An 18,815-nucleotide genomic window follows, 5' to 3' on the forward strand; every position below is an offset into this window, starting at 1 on the left:
AACCTGTCTCGTATATCCGCAATGATTGCGGGGATGTCTTCTTTTTCAGGCATAAGGTTTTTCCATTGGAAACACTATAAGTGCTATAGCGTTTTTGTCAATCAGTTTTCTCCGGTTACTCCTTGGCAAACGGGCTCAGAATATTTTCATGCCGTTAAACTCTAAAAGTTTCAAGCAAAAAAGACTCGCGGGCATAAACCCTATCATCCCATTCCCGTACGGCTTGAAAACAAGGTCTTTCTTTGTCAGGCATACGACCCTTCCGGCTTCTCCGTCAAGATTGTTTTTGACGGCGAAATCACTCAACCCCTTAATTTCAGACAAATCTTCATTCGGTATGTCCGACCATTTAATCTCTATCGCGGCTTTCGCTTTTATGCCGGTTATATCCATTGCCACCAAGTCAACTTCCCCGTCATTCCAGCGCGCGTAATAAGGACCTTCCAGTTTCCTTATGATGTTGAACAGATGGCTGAACACCGCTGTTTCCACAAGTCTTCCCAGTAACGTGCCGTTTTCCCTGTCCGCCGCGCCGAAGAGTGCGGCATACATTGAGGGGTTTGTCAGGTAAACCTTGAAAGTGTGGTCTCTTTTGAACCTTTTGATGTTTCTGTCCACCCTGCGGACGCGCCTGATAAGGAAAGCCGCCTCAAGGTATTCAAGGTATTTGTATATTGTGGTTCTTGTTACTTCCGCGTCTTTGGAAAGCCTGTTCATGTTGATTTCCTGTCCGGTGTGGTGTGCAATTGTTGTGAGAAGGCGTTTGAGTTCGGAAGTATTGCTTATGCCGAAAAGAGTTGGTAAATCTTTCTCAAGCACTTTTTCCACCACATCACTCTTTATGAAATGGTCATGGCGTTTCCGGACGCCGTCGGATAACACGGTTTCGGGATAGCCGCCGGAGTTTATGTATTCCACAAAATGCTCATTGATCCGGTCTATGTTTACCATTGCTTTGCCTGCGGATACGGGTGATTCAGGGTTTCCAAACAAGTGTTTGTTATCGGTGAATTCCATGTATTCATAGAAAGTCAGGGGCGGAAGCGTGAAGTCCGTGAACCTTCCGGCTCCGGACTCGGTACTCTTTATCTTCAGCGCAGCCGCCGCAGAACCGGTGGCAACAAAGCGGTGTTGCGGATAGGTGTCAACAAGAGACTTCAGGTGGACTTCCCATTTTTCCAGATACTGGATTTCGTCAAAGAATGCGTAAACCCTTTCTCCCTTCGGGACGCGATTGAGTTCAAGAAAGGCGAGAAGGATTGATTCAAGAGACATTCTTGAGTAGGCGTCCCTGTCAAGGGGAACATAGAGAATATGTTTGGGGTTGACGCCTTCTTCCGTTAAGTTGGCTATTGCCTGATGAGACATAACCGTTTTGCCGACCCTGCGCGGTCCCATTAGAACAATGGCGCGGTTGAGCTCCGTCATGCGGACCAGTTCATAGAAAGGCGGGAAGTAAACCCTTCTGGTGTAGTCCTTCCCCTCTATTTCGCCCGGCTTCCGCCACCACGGATTGTCCGATTCAAGGCGGTGCTTCCTTTCTTTCGCTGAGATTCCCGACATTGCGGTTTCAAGTATAGGCGCAAATTAAAAAAAGTCAAATAAGAAACCGTCAGTTGTCTTAATGGGCATTTCTCATAATCCTCAATAAAATCGGGGGTTTGTAGTGGGTTAAATAGGTAGCGGTCAAATAAGCATAGTCAAGTTGTCTTAATTGGCAAATCGCCACATTCCCCAATAAAATCAGGCGGTTCAGCGTGTCAATTAGTGGCGGGGCGGTTTGTGTCGCGCTCTGCGCGGACAGGCACGGACGGGCGGGGGTTTTTGCGCCCTGTCTTTTTGACCTTGCCGCCGGTTTTATTTACACTTTGCGCCACAGGCGGGAGTTTGCAGGTTTTGAGCGGGGCAACACACAATGTCATAGTTATCGGCGGGGGCCATGCGGGTTGCGAGGCGGCTCTTGCCTCGGCGCGAATGGGCAAAAAGACGCTTCTGCTTACCGCAAACATAGACACCATCGGCGTTATGTCGTGCAATCCGTCCATCGGCGGAGTGGGCAAGGGGCACATCGTCAGGGAGATAGACGCGCTTGGCGGCGAGATGGCAAAGGCGGCGGACGCAAGCGCAATTCAATACAGGACGCTTAACACCCGCAAAGGGGCGGCGGTGCGCGCCACGCGCATTCAGGCGGACAGGCAGGTTTACAGGGCGCACATGCGCCGCGCGCTTGAGGAGTGCGAAAACCTTGACATCAAACAGAGGATGATAGACGGCTTCATTGTTTCCTCCGGACGGGTCGCGGGAGTGGCAACCGGCCTCGGCGAAAAATTCTTCGCCGACTCGGTGGTTGTAACCCCGGGGACTTTCCCCCGCGGGCTTGTCCATGTGGGAAATGAACGCTTTTCCTCCGGACGCGCGGGGGAGGGGGCGGCGCAGGCAATATCCAAGTCGTTCAAGGATCTGGGGCTTGAAGTCGGGCGTCTGAAAACCGGAACGCCGCCCCGGTTTGACGGGAGGACCATACGCTGGGACGCGCTTACGGAGCAGAGGGGCGATGAAAACCCCCGCCCGTTTTCCTTCTCAAACGACCGCGCCCCCCTTGAGCAAATGCCGTGCCACATAACCCACACCAACGAAAAGACGCACGAGGTCATAAGAAAAAACCTCTCCCGCTCGCCCCTTTATTCCGGCGTCATAAGCGGAGTGGGCCCCCGCTACTGCCCGTCCGTGGAGGACAAGGTGGTCAAATTCCCCGACAGAGACCGCCATCAGGTTTTTCTTGAGCCGGAGGGGAGAAACACCTACGAGATTTACCCCAACGGCATATCCACAAGCCTGCCCCTTGATGTGCAGACCGAAATGGCGAGAACCATTGAAGGGCTTGAGCGGGTTGAAATTATGCGCCCGGGGTATGCGGTGGAATACGATTTTATAAACCCCACTCAGCTCAGCGCCTCCCTTGAGTGCAAAAATGTGCGCGGGCTTTTCTTTGCGGGGCAGGTGAACGGGACTACCGGCTATGAAGAGGCCGCCGGGCAGGGGATAGTCGCGGGCGTGAACGCGGCTCTTTATTCCGGCGGCGGAGAGCCGTTTGTGCTTGAGCGCTCGGACGCATACATCGGGATAATGATAGACGACCTCGTTACCAGAGGGGTTGACGAACCATACAGAATGTTCACCTCAAGGGCGGAATACCGCCTCATTCTGCGCGAAGACAACGCAGACCTCCGGCTGATGGAAAGGGGGCGCGCCGCCGGACTTATAAGCGATGAGCGCTACGCCGCGCTCGCCCGCAAAAGAGACGCCTTGCGCGGCGAAATTGAGCGGCTTGAAAACACAAGGCACACGCCGGGCGGCGCGGCGGACGGGGCGCTGTTGCGCATGGGGCTCGCCGGGCTGAAAAAGCCGCAGTCTCTTGCGGAGATCCTGAGAAGGCCCGGCGTTACCTACGCCGAACTCGCCCTGTTTGACCCTCCGGGCGCGCGCCTTGCCGGTTCGGACATTGCGGCGCAGGCGGAAATGGAGGTCAAATACTCCGGCTATGTGAAGATGCAGACCGAGCAGGTCGGCAGGTTCAAGCGCTTTGAGCGCATGGCAATCCCCGACGCCTTTGATTACGGCAAAGTGCCGGGGCTCTCAAAAGAGATAGTGCAGAAACTCTCAAGCGCCCGTCCGCGCTCTCTCGGACAGGCGGGGCGGGTGTCCGGAGTAACGCCCGCCGCCGTTTCGGTTCTTATGCTTCACCTGAGGAAAGGAACGCGGGGCGCGGCTTACTCAATCTCCCCGTCTTCTTCGTAAACCTCGTCCTCAATCTCGCTCATTTCCATGTCGTAAATCTCCATCTCGTCAAGATCGTCCGAGCCCACATACGCTTGTTCGTCAGGGCTCTCAATCAGGTTGACAAGGTCTTTGATTCTCTCGTCTTTTGCAAAGGCCACAGGAAAACACCCCCATACTTTTTTCGGCGGAATTCCGCCCGCGCCCCCATATTATTGACGGCGGTATAAAAATCAACACTTTTTTTCAGCGCGAATACGGGCGGCAAATTCCTCCGCCGTTTCCGGCAGCCCGCACGCGCCGTTTTCGCACACGTAAACCGCCGTCTTTCCGTCCGCCGGAGCGCACCCCCCGGTGAACGGCGCAACGGCGGCAAGCTCGCCCCCGTCATCCGGCTTTTTGACCAGAACGGAAGCGCCGGGGCGGTAGCTTCGGGCAAGCGCGTCCGTTACGGCTTGCGCGCCGCCGTCATCCGCCTCGGCGATAACTATGTCCATAGTTTTTCCGGCGGCTTCCTCCATGGCGCACATCAGCATCGCGTGGGAGGAGGGGAGTTTTTCAAGCGAGAGAGACAGGGAGCGGACGATCTCAAGCGCCCTGTTTTCGTGCGAAGGGTCTCCGGTGAGGCGGGAAATTTTTATCAGGTTTGCCGCCGCCACCGAGTTGCCGCAGGGCATTGCGCCGTCATGAAACTCCTTCTTTCTGATGATCAGTTTTTCCGCGCCGTCCGGGGCGAAAAAGAAACCGCCCCCGTCCGGGCCGGAGAACATCCGGCACATTGAGGCGTTCAGTTTGACGGCCGTTTGAAGGCGGGCGGTGTCAAACCCCGCCCCGTAAAGTTCAAGCAGCCCCCACACCATAAAGGCGTAGTCGTCCAGATTGCCGTCAATCGCCGCCTCTCCGTCCCTGAACCGGTGGAGAAGTCTGCCGCCGCTCAGCAGATTGCCCGTTATGAAGTCCGCCGCATTTTCGGCGGCGGCGAGGTATCTCTTTTCCCCGAACGCGCGGGCGGCGGCGGCAAACGCCGCTATCATCAGCCCGTTCCAGTCCGTGAGGATTTTGTCGTCCCTGTGGGGGCGGGGGCGTTTTTCCCTTTCGGTGAAAAGTTTCTCCCTTGCGGACTGCGAAAGCCGCGCCTTTGTTCCCGGCGTTATGTGGGCGATGTTTGTGCCGGGCATGTCGCCGGTTGCCTCATCGGTGAAGTTGCCCCCCTCTTTAATGTTCAGGATTTCGGCGGCGGCGCGCGCCTCCCCGCCGAGCGCGCGGTTGAAGTCTTCCGCGCTCCACACATAAAACTTTCCCTCTTCGCCCTCGCTGTCCGCGTCCTCGGCGGAGAAGAATCCGCCGTCCGGCGCGGTCATGTCTCTCATCACATACTCAAGGGTGTCCCGCGCGCCGCGCCGGTAGTCCTCCTTTCCGGTAACGAGCCACGCCTCGGTCAGCGCAAGCGAGACCATCGCCTGGTCGTAAAGCATCTTTTCAAAATGCGGCGTCAGCCAGCGGCGGTCGGTTGAATACCTGTGAAAACCGCCGCCGATGTGGTCGTTTATGCCGCCGCAAAGCATCGCGCCGAGGGTTTTCTCCGCCATTGCGAGGGCTTCCCTGTCTCCCGTTCTGAAGTGGCGGCGGAGCAGAAAAAGCAGGGTGTGAGGCGAGGGGAACTTCGGCGCGCCGCCGAACCCACCGAATGCGCCGTCAAAATTTGCCGCGATTTGCGCCGCCGCGCCCTCAAGGATTTCCGGGGACTCCGCCGCGCCTCCGGACTCAACCACCGCCTGCGCCTCGGCGAGCGCGGCTTCTATGCCGCCCGCCGACCGCTCTATCTCTTCGCGCCTTGTTTTCCACGCCTCGCTTATCCTCGGTATCAGTTCAACCATTCCCGCCCTGCCGAATTTGTTGTGTTTGGGTATGTATGTCGCCGCAAAAAATGGTCTTTTTTCGGGCGTAAGCGCAACGTTCAGCGGCCACCCGCAGTTTCCGCGCGAAACTATCTGGCACACGCTCATGAGCACGCCGTCTATGTCCGGCCTTTCCTCGCGGTCAACCTTGACGGACACAAGCGCCCCGTTCATAAGCGCCGCAACCTCGGCGTCCTCAAAAGACTCCTTCTCCATCACATGACACCAATGGCAGGTTGAGTACCCGACCGACACAAAAACCGGCTTGTCCTCCCGCGCCGCCTTCTCAAACGCCTCGTCCCCCCACGGATACCAGTCCACGGGGTTGCCCGCGTGCTGAAGAAGGTAGGGGCTTTTTTCTTTTGAAAGTCTGTTCATGTTTCGCGCAATGCCCGCCCAAACAGTTTATATTGAAAGGCGGAGGATTGCAGAAAGGTGAAAACCTACAGAAAAGCGGGTGTTGTGGTTCGCAGGAGCGGACGGGACGGCGAGGACGAGGTGCTGCTTGTGAGCGCGCGCCGCCATGCGGGCTCGTGGGTTTTTCCCGCCGGCACGGTTGAGGAGGGAGAGTTGCCGGAGCAGGCCGCCGCGCGCGAGTGCGCGGAGGAAAGCGGCTATGCGGTCAAAACCGGCTCCGAAGTGGGCTCTGTCACAGTGCCGGGGGACGGCTGGGAAAAGAGGTTTGTTTTCTTTTCCGCCACGGTTACGGGCGAGGTGGACAGCAGGGAAAAGGACAGGCTGGTAAAATGGGTCGCGGTGTCGTCCCTTGAAAAAGAGGTGGCGGACGTGTTCGCCCCGGTTGCGCGGCTGGTTGGCGCGGGCGGTTTTTGAGCGCCGCGCCGGGGTCTGTTACTATTGCGCTTGCGCGCGGGTGTCTTATGGAAAACTATTACAAGGAACTGGCGGAGAGATACAGAACTCTCCGCAACACGGACAGAGAGCCGGTTGACTTCGTTTGCGGGATTCTGCCTCCGGACGGGAAAATAACCGCCGCAGACATGGGGTGCGGCGCGGGAAGGTATGCCAAACTGTTTTTTGACAAACTCGGCGAACGTCTTTTTCTCCACTGTTTTGACACAAACGAATACATGCTTGACCAGTTGAAGTCGTATTTGCCCGGCGAGGGAGTGTCAAACTTTTCGGCGAAGGTTGTTGACGCAAGGGATGTTCCCCTCGGCGACCGCTCCGTTGACGCGGTTTTCTGCTTTAACTCGGTTCACCATATCGGCATGTTCGGCTTTCTGCGGGAGGCATCCAGAATTCTCAAGCCCGGCGGCGCGGCGTTTGTCTACACCCGGTCCAGAGAGCAGAACGACCGCACGGTGTGGGGGCGGCACTTTCCGCTTTTCCGCCGCAAGGAGTCGCGCCTTTACGAGCCGGAGGAGTTCAGGTTCAAAACCGACAGGTTTCCGGAGTTTGAGATTGAGACCGTAAAAACGTTCATTTATGACCGCGTTCACACGCGCGGGGAACTTGAGGAAAAGGTCGCCGCCCGCGCCTATTCCCCCTTTCTTTTTTACGGGCCGGAGGAGTTTGCCCGCGCCTTTGACGCCTTCAGGGAGAACCTGAAGCGGAACTTCGGCGACACAATTGAGTGGGAGGACGGCAAGATGATGTATGTCCTCAGGAAGCGCCCTTGAGGCAGTCCGCAAAGGATTTTGCGAGATTTTCCATCAGAGTGAAATAAAGTTCGGGCCCCGGCGTTATGTCCGCGCCCAGAGGGTCTACCATGCCGACTTTCGCGCCCGTTCCCCGCGCGGCGGTCTCGGCGGCTTTGCTTCCGAACTGCGGCTCGTAAAAAATGCACGCCGCCCCGCTCTCGCGCACCCGCTTTATGTCCGCAACTGAAAGCCCGCTTTCGGGGTTGGCGGATATCGCCCCCGCAAAGGTCAGCCCGTAACTCCGCTCAAAATACCCGAACGCATCGTGAAAAGTCGCATAGGGAACTCCGCCCGCGCCTTTGAGCCGCTTTTTGATTGCGGCGTCAAGGGCGCGGAGTTTTTTTACGGTTTTGCGCGCGTTTCTTTTGTATGCGGACCTTGCTCGCGGGTTCACCGCAGACATCTGCCGCGCTATCTCAACGGTGATCGCCTCGGCGTTTTTCGGCGAAAGCCATATATGAAGGTCGTCTCCGCCGCCGTGTCTGTTCTTCAACTTGCTCACTCCGGCGCGTTCCGCAAGGGCAACCTTGCGCGCCCCGCGCGGAAGCGCCCCCAGCGCGCCCTCAAGGAAGGTCTCAAACCCTCCGGAGATAAAGAAAACCGCTTTCGCGTTTGTAATCTTTCTCACATGAGACGGCTTGAGGCTGAACACATGCGGAGACTCCACCGCCGGAACTATCAGCTCGGCGGTGTTAACGCCTTCGGTTACGTTTGCGACAAGCGAATGAACCGGCGCGATGCTGGCGGCGACCGTCATTTCGGAAGCCCGCGCCCCGCCCGCAATGGCCGCAAATGCGGCAAAAACCGTTAAAAAAATTCTCATCATTTTTCTCTCCTCCTGTTGACAAAAAGATGTTACATTATAACATAACAATTGCGGGAGGCAAAAAAACATTGAACCGGTGTGAAAATCACGGCGACTGCGTAAGGCAGATAGTAACTTTTGCGGAAGACCTTTGCCGGGAGAGGGGGCTTCGCCTCACCCCGCTCCGCCGCCGCGTGCTTGAGATAGTTTCCGGCGGCCACCGCCCCGTGAAGGCGTATACAATCCTTGACGCCATTTCAGACTCCGCCCGCCCGCCGACCGTTTACCGCGCCCTTGATTTCCTTATGGAAAACGGCCTTGTTCACAAACTTCACTCTTTGTCCTCCTACTTTGCGTGCTTTCATCCGGCGAGCCGCCACCCGGACTGTTTTTTCCTTACCTGCTCGGCGTGCGGCGGCGCGGCGGAGTTTTGCGCGGACGGGATCAGGGAAACCATGGATGATGCGGCGCGCGGCGCGGGTTTCAGTAAATCGGGCGCGGTTGTTGAAATTACGGGAATCTGCCGGGAATGCGCGCGGGGATAATTTTTTGAGCGAAACACTGTTGAAAGCGGAAGGGGTTTCCGTGCGGCGCGGCGGCGCGGACATTCTCACGAACATCAACCTTGAGGTCAGGGAGGGGGATTTTATCTCCGTTGTGGGTCCCAACGGGGCGGGAAAGACCACCCTGATAAAGGTTCTGGCGGGCGTCATACGCCCCGACCGGGGTTCGTGCGCGCGCAAGCGCGGGCTTAAGATCGGCTATGTGCCGCAGAGTCTTGACAATACGGGCTACATGCCCATTTCGGCGGGCGATTTCATAAAACTCCGGCGCAACGCCCCTGCGGAGGAATTTCAATCCGTGTGCCGGGAGACGGGCATAGAGGGGATTTTGCGCAGTCCGCTGGGGGGGCTTTCCGGCGGCGAGACGCAGCGCGTTCTTCTTGCGCGCGCATTGCTCGGCGCGCCCGACCTGCTCATTTTAGACGAGCCCGCGCAGAATCTTGATGTTTCGGGGCAACTTGAACTTTACGGCGTTCTGGAGGCCGCCCGCGCCCGGCGGGAGGCGGCGGTTCTGATGGTGTCTCACGACCTTCACATGGTTATGTCGTCAACAAAAAAGGTGATCTGCCTCTACCGGCATATATGCTGCGAGGGAGAGCCGAGCAGTGTGGCGAAAGACCCGGAGTTTGTTTCCGTTTTCGGAACGGAAACGGCGCGCCTGCTGTCGGTTTACGCGCATGAGCACAAGCACACCCACAGCCCGGAGGGCGGACGGTGACGGGGCTGCTTGCGGAAGATTTTGTCGTGCGCGGGCTGCTTGCGGGCGTTGCGGCGGCGGTGGGTTGCGGCGCGCTCGGCTGCTTTGTGGTCTGGAGGCGCATGGCATATTTCGGAGACTCTCTGGCGCATGCGACACTTGCCGGGATACCTCTGGGGCTTGCTCTGGGGATTGGGGAGAGTTACGGCATTTTCATAGTCGCGGTGGTGTTTGCCGCCGTGTTTATGAAGCTTTACGCGAACGGGAGGTTTGCGGAGGACACGGCTCTGGGTATTATAGCGCACTCGTTTCTCGCCGCCGGTGTTGTGGCGGTTTCCCTTGCGGAGATGACGGTTGTGGGCTTGCACCATATCTTGTTCGGCGACATTCTGACGGTTACCACGGGCGACATAGCGGGGATAGCGCTGTGCTCCGTGTTTACGATTGCGGTTCTTGCCGCCCGGTGGGATTCGTTTGTTCTTCTCACAATCAGCGAGGATATGACAAAGGCGGAGGGCTCAAACACCGCCGCGCTCGGCTTTGCGCTGATGCTGCTTATGGCTCTGGTCATAGCGGTTTCGTTCAAGGTGGTGGGAGTTCTGCTGATAACCTCAATGCTGATAATACCCGCCGCCGCCGCGCGGACGGTGTCGCGCTCACCGGCGATGATGGCGGCGGTGTCGTGTCTGCTCGGAGCCGCCTCGGTTGTTCTTGGCATTTACTGCTCATGGCGGTTTGACACGCCGTCCGGCCCCTCAATTGTTACCGTTTCGGCGGGGCTTTTCGTTCTGCTTTTCGCTGTTACGGCATTAAAAAGGAAAAACTTTTCACGGGAGGATTGAAACAATGTTTTTCAAAATCAAAACGGCTTTTGTCGTTTTTCTTGCGCTTGCGGCGCTGGCGTTTTCGCCTGCGGCGGGGGCGGTCAGTCTCGCGGGGCATGCCCACGGCGAGTTCTTTGTGGACAGGGTGACGGATTCGCCCGAACCGGACGGAAAGGTTTACGAGGGCTACTCGTTTCACAGCCATCTGGGTCTTGAACTGTCGCTGTTGCGGGGGTTTTCCGTAACCGCCGAACTGGGGCTTGAAGGAGAGCCGAGCGGGCATCACCATCACGAAGAGGAAGAAGGGGAAGGAGAGGAAGAGGAGGAAGAGAGTCACGGCGCCCCGGCTTTTGTTGTCTCCCACAACCTTTCGGTTGACCGTCTCGCGCTGAACTGGAGGTATGCCTCCGGGATAGCGGCGCACACCATTTCAGCCGGGAAGATCATTCCCGTGGTCGCCTTGAACCCGCACATTTTCCCCGGCATTTACGGCGGCAGGGCGGTTCACGACTACGAGGACGAGATGAAAAACAAAATGGGGCTTGCCTACGGCCTTGCTCTGAAAGCGGGCGGCTACGGCTCGCACACTTTTGATGTCGCGGCGTTTGCCGCAGACACGACCGTCCTCGGCTTTGACCATGAATCCCCCCGCCTGCGCTTGCGCAAAAGAGACGGCGGACTTTCCAACACGGGAGACCTGTCGTCTTTCGCACTCTCGCTGAGCGGCGGGGACTTTTTCTCTCTCAGGGACGGATTTTTTGCGAACTTGATTGAGGGGATGAGCTACCGCTTTGGTTTCGCAAGGCAGGCAAAGGGCTCTGCGGACACGGACGGAAAGGATGAGACAAGGTTCTCCGTCTCGCTTCGCAACACCAGGGGGATAACGGAAAACCTGTCCGTCAGAACTGTGAGTGAATACATGATTCTGAACAACTACAGGAGGGAGGAAGAGGTGTTTGACCGTCGGCAGAGCACCACTTCGGTTGCCTTTGTCTGGCGCGACAACTGGACTCTTGCGGGCACTCATGCGTTTGTCTCCAACACGGGAGAGCCGGATGACTCGTTCACAAGTTTTTCCCTCTCCCGCTCATTCGGCGCGGCAAAGGTCGGCCTCGGCTACCTGAGGCAAAAAGTGGAAGGCGAAAAAGCGGCGCGCGCGGGGCTGCTTTTCAGCTATGCGGGCGATTTTTCAATCGGGAGCGCAATGGGCGGGCATGACCACCATCACCACTGAACGCCCGGCGTCAGATAAAGCGCGTTATCAGAAAGGCGAAGAAAAACCCCGCCAGATAAACCGCCGCTGAAAAAATGACCAGCGCAAGGCTCAAACGCCTGAGTTTCATGCACATTTGCGCCGCCCGCGGGTCGGCGGGGCACGGGGCGTTTCTCCGCCGGTAGAGGGCCGCCGCCGCAACGGCGAGCATCGCCCCCGCAATGGCAAACACCCAAACCTTGTGTTCCGAAAGCCACACGACTTCCGGAAACGCGCTTACAAGCCCCGCCGTTACCGCCCCCAGACCGAGGCTGACAAGTAGCGCGGGCAGGGCGCAGCACACAAGTGTTCCCGCCGATGTGAACAGTGAAAAAAACGGCAGGGCGGTGTCTTTCCAGTCCGTATGTTTCATTGTCCGTCCCTCTCCCCGCCGTGGCGCGAGATGGAGACGGTTGAGTAACCGGAGTCCTTCAGAAGGTTTTTCACGGTTTCATCCGTCAGGTTTTCCCCCTCTTTCAGATAGACGGTTACTCTCTTGTTTTTGAGGTTGACATCGGCCTCCTCCACCGCGCCGGTTCTCAGAAAAACCTTCCGTATTGACAGCGCGCAGAAATCGCACACAAGTCCGTTCACGCGCGCCTCAATCACGCTTCCCCCCCGCGCCGCGCGGGAAACCGCAGCTTGCTCCGGCGGGCTGCCTCCGTGTTTGTGATTTTTATCATGCCCGGCGTTTGCCGGGGCAATGGCGACCGCCGTAATGAGCGCCGCCGCTGTGATTGCTTTTGCAAGTTTCATTGCTTTCTCCTTTTTTCAGAACCTCCTTATGAAGTTCAGGGTCAGTTTCCCGTTTATGCTGTAGCCGACCTCCGCAAGCAAAGCGTTTTTGAAAAAACGCGCAACGGGCGTTACCTCAATCTCGTCTCCGGTTTCCGGATAGTGCGCGACCTCAAGCATCAGCCATGTGTGGAGAGAGCCGAATTCCGCCAAATACGGCGCAATGCCGACCCTTGCCGACTGCGTGAAGGATTTTCCCGCCTTCCCCAGAGCCTTTGCCCGGTTTTCGTAACGGACAAACAGGCGTCTGGTTTCCCAGTCCGCAGACACTCCGGCAAACGCGGCGGGAAGGGCTTTGTCATCCTCAAACCCCGCGCCCGCAGCCCATTTCAGGTAAAGATTCGCCTGAGAGCCCGGCCTGTTGACCCGCCCCAGAAGCGTGTTGGACTGAAACATCAGGGCAAACACGTCCTCCTCGCGCGAGTGAAGAGCCCTGACGCCGATTGAGTGCCGGGCCGTGGGCGAGTAGTGCAGATGAACCGAGGTGTTCGCCCTGTTGTGCATCTGCATAACCGTCCATCCGCCCGGATACGACACGGGCCTGCCCGTCGCCGGTTCGCACGGCAACAGGCAAGTTGCGAGTATGACTGTGAGAGTAATGCTCCGTTTCATAAAACCTCCTCTTGAAAAATCGCGCAAAGCCGCTTTTGCGGCCCGCCGGAAACACAAGAGGAGGTATCAGATGAGTATGTGTTTTGTCAGAAGGAAGACAGGCCCCGGTCGCGGGTATGCCGCGCTTGTGCGGCGAAACGCCGCCGGGTTCAAAGAGGCCGCTTTGAGAAAAACCGGTCGCGGAGCAACCGGCGGGGCGGGGGCGCCGGTTTCAAACCCCTCTTTGCCGAAGGGCGTCGCCCCTTGCAGACCGGCGCAGTCGGCAAATGAAGAGTGGTCGCAGTCGGGTCGCGGTTTATGGCTGTGGCCGTGGCAGTCTCCGTCATCTGAATGCCCGGCGTGCGCCGCTTCGTCCGGCATGGGGCACGGGGACAAACTTGCGCCCGCAAATCCGGACGCGCAAACCAGCGCCAGAAAGAAAACCGCTATGCGCAAAACCATGCTTCCATTATCGGCCATACGGAGTGTATGTCAAACAAGTGGCGCGCCCGAGAGGATTTGAACCTCTGACCCTTGGCTCCGGAGGCCAATGCTCTATCCGGACTGAGCTACGGGCGCGCGGATTTTATTTTTTGATTTCCGCCATAACCGCCTGCATGTCTTCCCACAGCGGCCGTTTGAAAGCCGGATTCCTGAGAAGCGCGGCGGGGTGGTATGTTACCATAAGTTTGCAGTTTCCGTATGTGTGAAACACTCCCCTGAGAGAGCCGAGAGAGCGGCTGCCTTCAATTTTAAGCAACGCCTTTGCCGCCACAAGCCCGAGGCACACCACCACGCGCGGCGAAACGGAGTTTATCTGCCTGATGAGAAACGGCTCGCACTCGGCGACCTCGTCCGGCTCCGGATTGCGGTTTTCGGGCGGCCTGCACTTGACCACATTGCAGATGTAGACATCTTCGCGCGTCATTCCCATCGCCTCTATTATCTTGCCCAGAAGTTTGCCCGCCTTGCCGACAAACGGCCTTCCCTGCTCGTCTTCATCCCTGCCCGGCCCCTCGCCCACAAAAACAATGTCCGCGGAGGGGTTTCCCTCTCCAAACACAATGTTCTTTCTGGTGGAGTGAAGTTTGCATCTGGAGCAGTCTCCGAGGTCGTCCCTTATCTCCGGCAGACCTTCCGCGCCGCCCGCAAACAGGTCGCTCTCTATGATTATGGGAGACGGTTTCCCTTCGCTCTTTTTTTCCATATCCGTTTTCCTCTCCGTTGCGGGGGCGGGCTTCGCGCTCCGCGCCGGGGCGGCGCTCTGCTCCGGCATCACGCGCCCGTTTCCCATGCGCGACTGAAACTCAAGGTATCCCTTAAAGTCTCTTATCAGCCGTTTTGCCTCTTCGTTTCCACTCATGCGCGCCCGCGCGGCATTGAAAGCCGCCGCCTGTTTATCTACAATAAAATACACATTTTGCGGGCGCGCCGTAAGGGCGTTGCCTGAAAACTTACAATGTCAGAAGTTTACGACCACAAAACGGCGGAAGAAAAATGGCAGGGAAAGTGGAAGCGCGAGGGCTTTCACAAAACGGCGTCCGGTTCGGGCGGGAAGCCCTTTTACATACTTGAAATGTTTCCCTATCCGTCCGGGCGCATACACATGGGGCATGTCCGCAACTACACCATCGGGGATGTAATCGCCCGCTATAAAAGGGCTCGCGGTTTTGATGTTCTGCACCCCATAGGCTGGGACGCCTTCGGCCTTCCCGCTGAAAACGCCGCCATACAAAACGGCGTGAGCCCCGCCGAATGGACAAAAACCAACATCGCCCAGATGAGCGCGCAGCTTAAAAAACTGGGCTTCTCCTACGACTGGTCAAGGGAGATAGCGACTTGCGACCCCTCATACTACAAATGGGAGCAGTGGCTTTTTGTGCGGATGCTTGAAAAGGGTCTCGCCTACCGCAAAAAAACTTTCGTGAACTGGGACCCCAAAGACAAAACCGTTCTCGCAAACGAGCAGGTCATAGACGGAAAGGGGTGGCGCTCCGGCGCGCCCGTGGAGCGCAGGGAGATAGAGCAGTGGTTTTTGCGCATAAGCGACTATGCGGACGAGTTGCTGGACGGGCTCGGCTCGCTTGAGCGGTGGCCTGATTCGGTCAAAACCATGCAGTCAAACTGGATAGGGCGCTCGGCGGGCGTTGAAATGGAGTTTGAGATTGAAGGCGCGAAGCCGGTAAGGGTTTTCACCACAAGGCCCGACACTGTTATGGGGGTTTCGTGCGTGGTGGTCGCCCCGGAGCATCCGGTTGCCACCGCCGCCGCGCTGAGGGATGAAAAGGTCGCCGCATTTGTCAGGGAGGCCGGTTCGTTTCCCGCTACGGAGGCGGGCGTGGAGTCCGCCGAAAAAAAGGGCGTTGCCCTGGGCGTCTCCGCGCGCCATCCGGTTTCCGGCGAGGATATTCCGGTCTGGACGGCAAACTTTGTGCTTATGAGTTACGGGTCGGGGGCGGTGATGTGCGTTCCCGCGCACGACAGGCGCGATTTTGATTTCGCCGTGAAATACGGCATTGCCGTCCGGCAGGTCGTTTTTCCGCCGGAGGGGGATTTTGACATTTCATCGGGCGCTTACACCGGCGAGGGGGTCTTGAAAAATTCAGGCCCCTTTGATGGGCTTTCCTCCGCCGGGGCGTTTGAGCGGGTGGCGGACTTTCTCAAGAGCGAAGGCAGGGGAGGGCGAGCCACCAACTACCGCCTGCGCGACTGGGGCATTTCACGCCAGCGTTACTGGGGCGCGCCCGTTCCGGTCATTCATTGCGCCGGTTGCGGGGCCGTTCCCGTTCCCGATGAAGACCTGCCCGTTTGCCTTCCCGAAGATGTGAAGTTCAGCCCGGGCGAAATCCCCTCGCTTGCGTCGCTTGAGTCTTTTGTTTCCGCCCCCTGCCCCCGGTGCGGCGCGGACGCAAGGAGGGACACGGACACGATGGACACTTTTGTTGAATCATCGTGGTATTTCCTGCGCTATGTGTCCCCGGATTTTGAAGGGGGGATGTTTGACCGCGAAGAGGCGCGGCGGTGGCTGCCGGTGAACCAGTATGTCGGCGGAGTGGAGCATGCGATTTTGCACCTGCTTTATTCGCGGTTTTTTGTCCGGGCGATGAGAGACCTCGGCCTATGCGATTTTGATGAGCCGTTTTCCGCCCTGCTCACGCAGGGGATGGTAACAAAGGACGGGGCGAAGATGTCAAAATCCCTCGGCAACACTGTTGACCCGGACGAGATGATAGAGAAATACGGCGCGGACGCCGTCCGTCTTTTTATACTGTTTGCCGCCCCGGCGGAAAAGTCTCTGGACTGGAACGAGAAAGGCATTGAGGGCATGAGCAGGTTTTTGAGGCGGCTGTGGAACTTTGCGCTTGCCGCGCGCGACAGCGGCGGGGGGCGGGGCATGGAAGCCGAAATTCACCGGACAATAAAAAAGGTTGCCGAAGACATTGAGCGGTTTCACTTCAACACCGCCATAGCCGCGCTTATGGAGTTGCTGAATGCGGCGGAAAAATCGCCCGGCGCGGCGCGGGAGACGGCTTGCGTTATCGCGCGGCTGGTTTCCCCGATGGCGCCGCATTTTGCCGAAGAGGTGTGGGAGATGCTCGGCAACGACAAGTCAATTTTTCTTGAGCAGTGGCCCCGGTGGGAGCCGTCTCTGATTCGGTCCGAGACGGTGGAGGTAATTTTTCAGATAAACGGAAAACTCCGCTCGCAGGCGCGTCTGCCCGCCGGGGCGGCAAAAGAGGAAATGGAAAACGCCGCCCTTGCCGATGAAAGGGTGAAAAGCCGGACGGAGGGGAGGCAGATTAAAAAAATCATCGTCGTTCCGGACAAACTGGTTAACATAGTGGTCTGATTTCACGGCGCGGAAGGGGAGATTTATGAGCAAAAAACTTTTAAGTGAAAAAGTGAAGGCGGTTGAAGTGAAGGGCGGCAGAAGCGTTTCGTCTCTAATCTCCGCCATGTCTGAAACGGGGTTTCAGGGCGGAAGTCTCGCCCGCGCGGTTGAGGTTTTTGAGCGGATAATAAGAGACCCCGATGTTACGGTTTTTCTCGGTTATGCCGGTTCTCTTTCCACAACGGGGCAGTGGAAAATAATAAACTGGCTCATCAAAAACCGCTACATTGACGCGCTTGTTCCCACCGGCGCGAACATATCCGAAGACATAATTGACGCCATGGGCTTTGACTACTACAGGGGCTCGGCGGTCGCCGATGACGGCAAACTGTTTTCCGAGGGCATAAACCGCTATTACGATGTTTACGGAAAAGAGAGCGATTACCTTGAAATGACCGAGATGATAGCGGAGTTTATTCTTACCCTTGACGAGGAATACGGGTATTCATCCCGCGAGTTTCTGAATCTTTTCGGAAAACACCTTTCAAAAAAGAAAATAAACTCCATAGTCGCGGCGGCGGCAAAGCACGGCGTTCCGGTTTTCTGCCCCGCCATAGCGGACAGCCCCTACGGGGACGCGGCGCTTATCGCCGAGAGCAGGGGGTTTCACCTGACCATAGACGCGATGAAGGACTACACCGAGTTTATGTCCATGGGCGAGAGTGTGAAAGACACTGCCGTGATATACATAGGCGGCGGAGTTCCGAAGGATTTTATTCAACTTTTTGCCGTAACCGGCGATTTGCTTTACGAGAACAGGAAAGTTCCCGGAAGGAAAAAGGGGCTGAACAGAAAGGGAACGGGTCCCACGGAAACCTACTATCCGCACAAATACGCGATTCAGATTACGACCGATTCCCCGCAGTGGGGCGGTTTGAGCGGCTGCACTTTTGAGGAGGCGGTTTCATGGGGCAAGGAAAACCCGCGCGGCGGTCTGGTTCAGTGCTACTGTGATGCGACAATCGCCCTGCCGATCATTTCTCAGGCGATTGCCGAAAGGGTGAAAAAACCGAGAAAAGGGACTGAATTCAAATTTTAATTTCCGTTAAAAGGAGGGAAAGGAAAAATGAGACTTAAAGGCAAAACGGCTTTGATAACCGGCGGCAGTGAGGGGATAGGGCGGGCGACCGCTCTGCTTTTCTGTAAAGAGGGGGCAAAGGTGGGGATTATGTCCAGAACGGCGAAACATTTGCGGAAGGTTGTTTCCGAAGCGAAGGGGAAGGGTGAGATAAAGGCGTGGACGGGCGATGTGTCCGATGAGAAGGATGTCAAAAGGGTTGTCCGCGCTTTTTACAAGCGGTTCGGCAAAATTGACATTCTTTTCAACAACGCCGGAATTCTTGAGGGCGGAACTGTTGTTACGACCACAAATGATGTTTGGGACAGAACGATGGATATAAATGTGAAGGGGGTGTTTCTGATGAGCAAGCATGTAGTTCCTTTGATGGCGAAGCACGGGGGCGGTTCAATAATAAACAACTCAAGCGTTCTCGGCATTGTGGGAATGGAGGGTTGCATGGCGTATAACGCCTCAAAGGGCGCGGTGCGGCAGATTACCCGCAGTATGGCGCTTGACCATGCGAAGGAAAACATAAGGGTCAATTCCGTCTGTCCGGGATACATAAAGACGAAGATGGATGTTGAGTTTATGGGAAACCCGCCGGATGCGGAGGAGCAGCTTGACGAGATAGCGGCGGGAATGATACCGATGGTGAGAAGGGCGGAGGCGGTTGAGGTGGCGCAGTCGGTGCTGTTTCTTGCGGGTGATGAGTCAAAGTATATGACGGGGTCGGATTTGGTGATTGACGGGGGATGGACGGTTTTGTGAAGAGGAAGGTTGACAGCAGGTGTCAATAAGTGTTTTATTTACTTTGAAGGAGAATTAGAATGAGTAAACAAACAATCAAGTCGGCCTTGGAAGACATTATCCAACAGTTGGAAAGCAATGCTTTCGCAAATGAGGCATTAGTCTCTCAGGGTATTGTCTCTGCTTTGCTGTATTCTTTGGGTTGGAATATTTTTGATGTTAGTGAGGTTGTAAGAGAATACCCAACGGCAAA

At 56.9% G+C, this 18,815-nt stretch carries 19 protein-coding genes and 1 tRNA gene; 10 read left to right on the forward strand and 10 right to left on the reverse strand.

All coding sequences use genetic code 11. The annotated features are described in order from the left end of the window. Positions 1-135 precede the first annotated feature (135 nt). Positions 136-1,563 carry an ATP-binding protein gene (locus OXF42_06390; GenBank protein ID MCY4047711.1) on the reverse strand — a complete coding sequence of 476 codons (1,428 nt, stop codon included), beginning with the start codon at positions 1,561-1,563 and terminating at the stop codon, positions 136-138. 333 nt (positions 1,564-1,896) lie between these two features. Between OXF42_06390 and mnmG the strand changes: the two genes are divergently transcribed. Next, positions 1,897-3,798: a tRNA uridine-5-carboxymethylaminomethyl(34) synthesis enzyme MnmG gene (gene mnmG / locus OXF42_06395; GenBank protein ID MCY4047712.1), complete on the forward strand. Its 1,902-nt coding sequence runs from the start codon at positions 1,897-1,899 to the stop codon at positions 3,796-3,798. Here mnmG and OXF42_06400 read toward each other — a convergent pair. Both OXF42_06400 and OXF42_06405 read right to left on the reverse strand, forming a co-directional pair. Next, positions 3,771-3,938 carry a hypothetical protein gene (locus OXF42_06400; GenBank protein MCY4047713.1) on the reverse strand — a complete coding sequence of 56 codons (168 nt, stop codon included), beginning with the start codon at positions 3,936-3,938 and terminating at the stop codon, positions 3,771-3,773. The genes mnmG and OXF42_06400 overlap by 28 nt on opposite strands. 72 nt (positions 3,939-4,010) lie before the next feature. Further along, positions 4,011-6,053: a thioredoxin domain-containing protein gene (locus tag OXF42_06405; protein MCY4047714.1), complete on the reverse strand. Its 2,043-nt coding sequence runs from the start codon at positions 6,051-6,053 to the stop codon at positions 4,011-4,013. A 57-nt stretch (positions 6,054-6,110) separates the two neighbouring features. Here OXF42_06405 and OXF42_06410 point away from each other — a divergent pair, with 57 nt between their 5' ends. Both OXF42_06410 and OXF42_06415 read left to right on the forward strand, forming a co-directional pair. Then, positions 6,111-6,506, forward strand: coding sequence for an NUDIX hydrolase (locus OXF42_06410; GenBank protein MCY4047715.1), 396 nt, complete (start codon positions 6,111-6,113; stop codon positions 6,504-6,506). Next, a complete protein-coding gene (locus OXF42_06415; GenBank protein MCY4047716.1) occupies positions 6,503-7,315 on the forward strand; it encodes a class I SAM-dependent methyltransferase in 813 nt (270 codons plus the stop codon). Before OXF42_06410 ends, OXF42_06415 begins: the two co-directional genes overlap by 4 nt. Here the strand turns inward: OXF42_06415 and OXF42_06420 are convergent. Next, positions 7,299-8,162: a zinc ABC transporter substrate-binding protein gene (locus tag OXF42_06420; protein MCY4047717.1), complete on the reverse strand. Its 864-nt coding sequence runs from the start codon at positions 8,160-8,162 to the stop codon at positions 7,299-7,301. The two genes, OXF42_06415 and OXF42_06420, sit on opposite strands and share 17 nt — an antisense overlap. A gap of 68 nt (positions 8,163-8,230) precedes the next feature. Here OXF42_06420 and OXF42_06425 point away from each other — a divergent pair, with 68 nt between their 5' ends. Genes OXF42_06425 through OXF42_06440 form a run of 4 tightly spaced genes read left to right on the forward strand, consistent with a single transcriptional unit; the run spans position 8,231 to position 11,459 of the window. After that, a complete protein-coding gene (locus OXF42_06425) occupies positions 8,231-8,686 on the forward strand; it encodes a transcriptional repressor (protein MCY4047718.1) in 456 nt (151 codons plus the stop codon). Between the two features lie 4 nt (positions 8,687-8,690). Further along, positions 8,691-9,422 (forward strand): ATP-binding cassette domain-containing protein, encoded by a 732-nt coding sequence (locus OXF42_06430; protein MCY4047719.1) that lies wholly within the window; start codon positions 8,691-8,693, stop codon positions 9,420-9,422. Beyond that, complete coding sequence (locus OXF42_06435) at positions 9,419-10,243, forward strand: metal ABC transporter permease (GenBank protein ID MCY4047720.1); 825 nt, start codon at positions 9,419-9,421, stop codon at positions 10,241-10,243. The genes OXF42_06430 and OXF42_06435 overlap by 4 nt, the downstream gene beginning before the upstream one ends. Positions 10,244-10,247: 4 nt before the next feature. Beyond that, a complete protein-coding gene (locus OXF42_06440) occupies positions 10,248-11,459 on the forward strand; it encodes a hypothetical protein (protein MCY4047721.1) in 1,212 nt (403 codons plus the stop codon). Between the two features lie 10 nt (positions 11,460-11,469). Here OXF42_06440 and OXF42_06445 read toward each other — a convergent pair whose 3' ends face one another. The 6 genes from OXF42_06445 to OXF42_06470 form a co-directional block, all read right to left on the reverse strand. Continuing rightward, positions 11,470-11,850 carry a hypothetical protein gene (locus tag OXF42_06445; protein ID MCY4047722.1) on the reverse strand — a complete coding sequence of 127 codons (381 nt, stop codon included), beginning with the start codon at positions 11,848-11,850 and terminating at the stop codon, positions 11,470-11,472. Continuing rightward, positions 11,847-12,233 carry a heavy metal-associated domain-containing protein gene (locus tag OXF42_06450; protein MCY4047723.1) on the reverse strand — a complete coding sequence of 129 codons (387 nt, stop codon included), beginning with the start codon at positions 12,231-12,233 and terminating at the stop codon, positions 11,847-11,849. The genes OXF42_06445 and OXF42_06450 overlap by 4 nt, the downstream gene beginning before the upstream one ends. A gap of 15 nt (positions 12,234-12,248) precedes the next feature. Beyond that, positions 12,249-12,884: a hypothetical protein gene (locus OXF42_06455; protein ID MCY4047724.1), complete on the reverse strand. Its 636-nt coding sequence runs from the start codon at positions 12,882-12,884 to the stop codon at positions 12,249-12,251. A gap of 66 nt (positions 12,885-12,950) precedes the next feature. Continuing rightward, positions 12,951-13,343: a hypothetical protein gene (locus tag OXF42_06460; GenBank protein ID MCY4047725.1), complete on the reverse strand. Its 393-nt coding sequence runs from the start codon at positions 13,341-13,343 to the stop codon at positions 12,951-12,953. Positions 13,344-13,364: 21 nt separating this feature from the next. Beyond that, positions 13,365-13,442, reverse strand: a tRNA-Arg gene (locus OXF42_06465). A gap of 7 nt (positions 13,443-13,449) precedes the next feature. After that, positions 13,450-14,280, reverse strand: coding sequence for a uracil-DNA glycosylase (locus OXF42_06470; protein ID MCY4047726.1), 831 nt, complete (start codon positions 14,278-14,280; stop codon positions 13,450-13,452). Positions 14,281-14,322: 42 nt separating this feature from the next. Between OXF42_06470 and leuS the strand changes: the two genes are divergently transcribed. The 3 genes from leuS to OXF42_06485 are packed head-to-tail and all read left to right on the forward strand — an operon-like array spanning position 14,323 to position 18,583. Beyond that, positions 14,323-16,713: a leucine--tRNA ligase gene (leuS, locus tag OXF42_06475; protein MCY4047727.1), complete on the forward strand. Its 2,391-nt coding sequence runs from the start codon at positions 14,323-14,325 to the stop codon at positions 16,711-16,713. 25 nt (positions 16,714-16,738) lie between these two features. After that, positions 16,739-17,794, forward strand: coding sequence for a deoxyhypusine synthase family protein (locus OXF42_06480; GenBank protein ID MCY4047728.1), 1,056 nt, complete (start codon positions 16,739-16,741; stop codon positions 17,792-17,794). Between the two features lie 27 nt (positions 17,795-17,821). Beyond that, on the forward strand, positions 17,822-18,583 hold the full coding sequence (locus OXF42_06485; GenBank protein ID MCY4047729.1) for a glucose 1-dehydrogenase: 762 nt from the start codon (positions 17,822-17,824) through the stop codon (positions 18,581-18,583). Positions 18,584-18,815 lie beyond the last annotated feature (232 nt).

The sequence above is a fragment of the Candidatus Dadabacteria bacterium genome (genome assembly GCA_026708565.1).
In the GTDB taxonomy this organism is placed as follows: domain Bacteria; phylum Desulfobacterota_D; class UBA1144; order Nemesobacterales; family Mycalebacteriaceae; genus Mycalebacterium.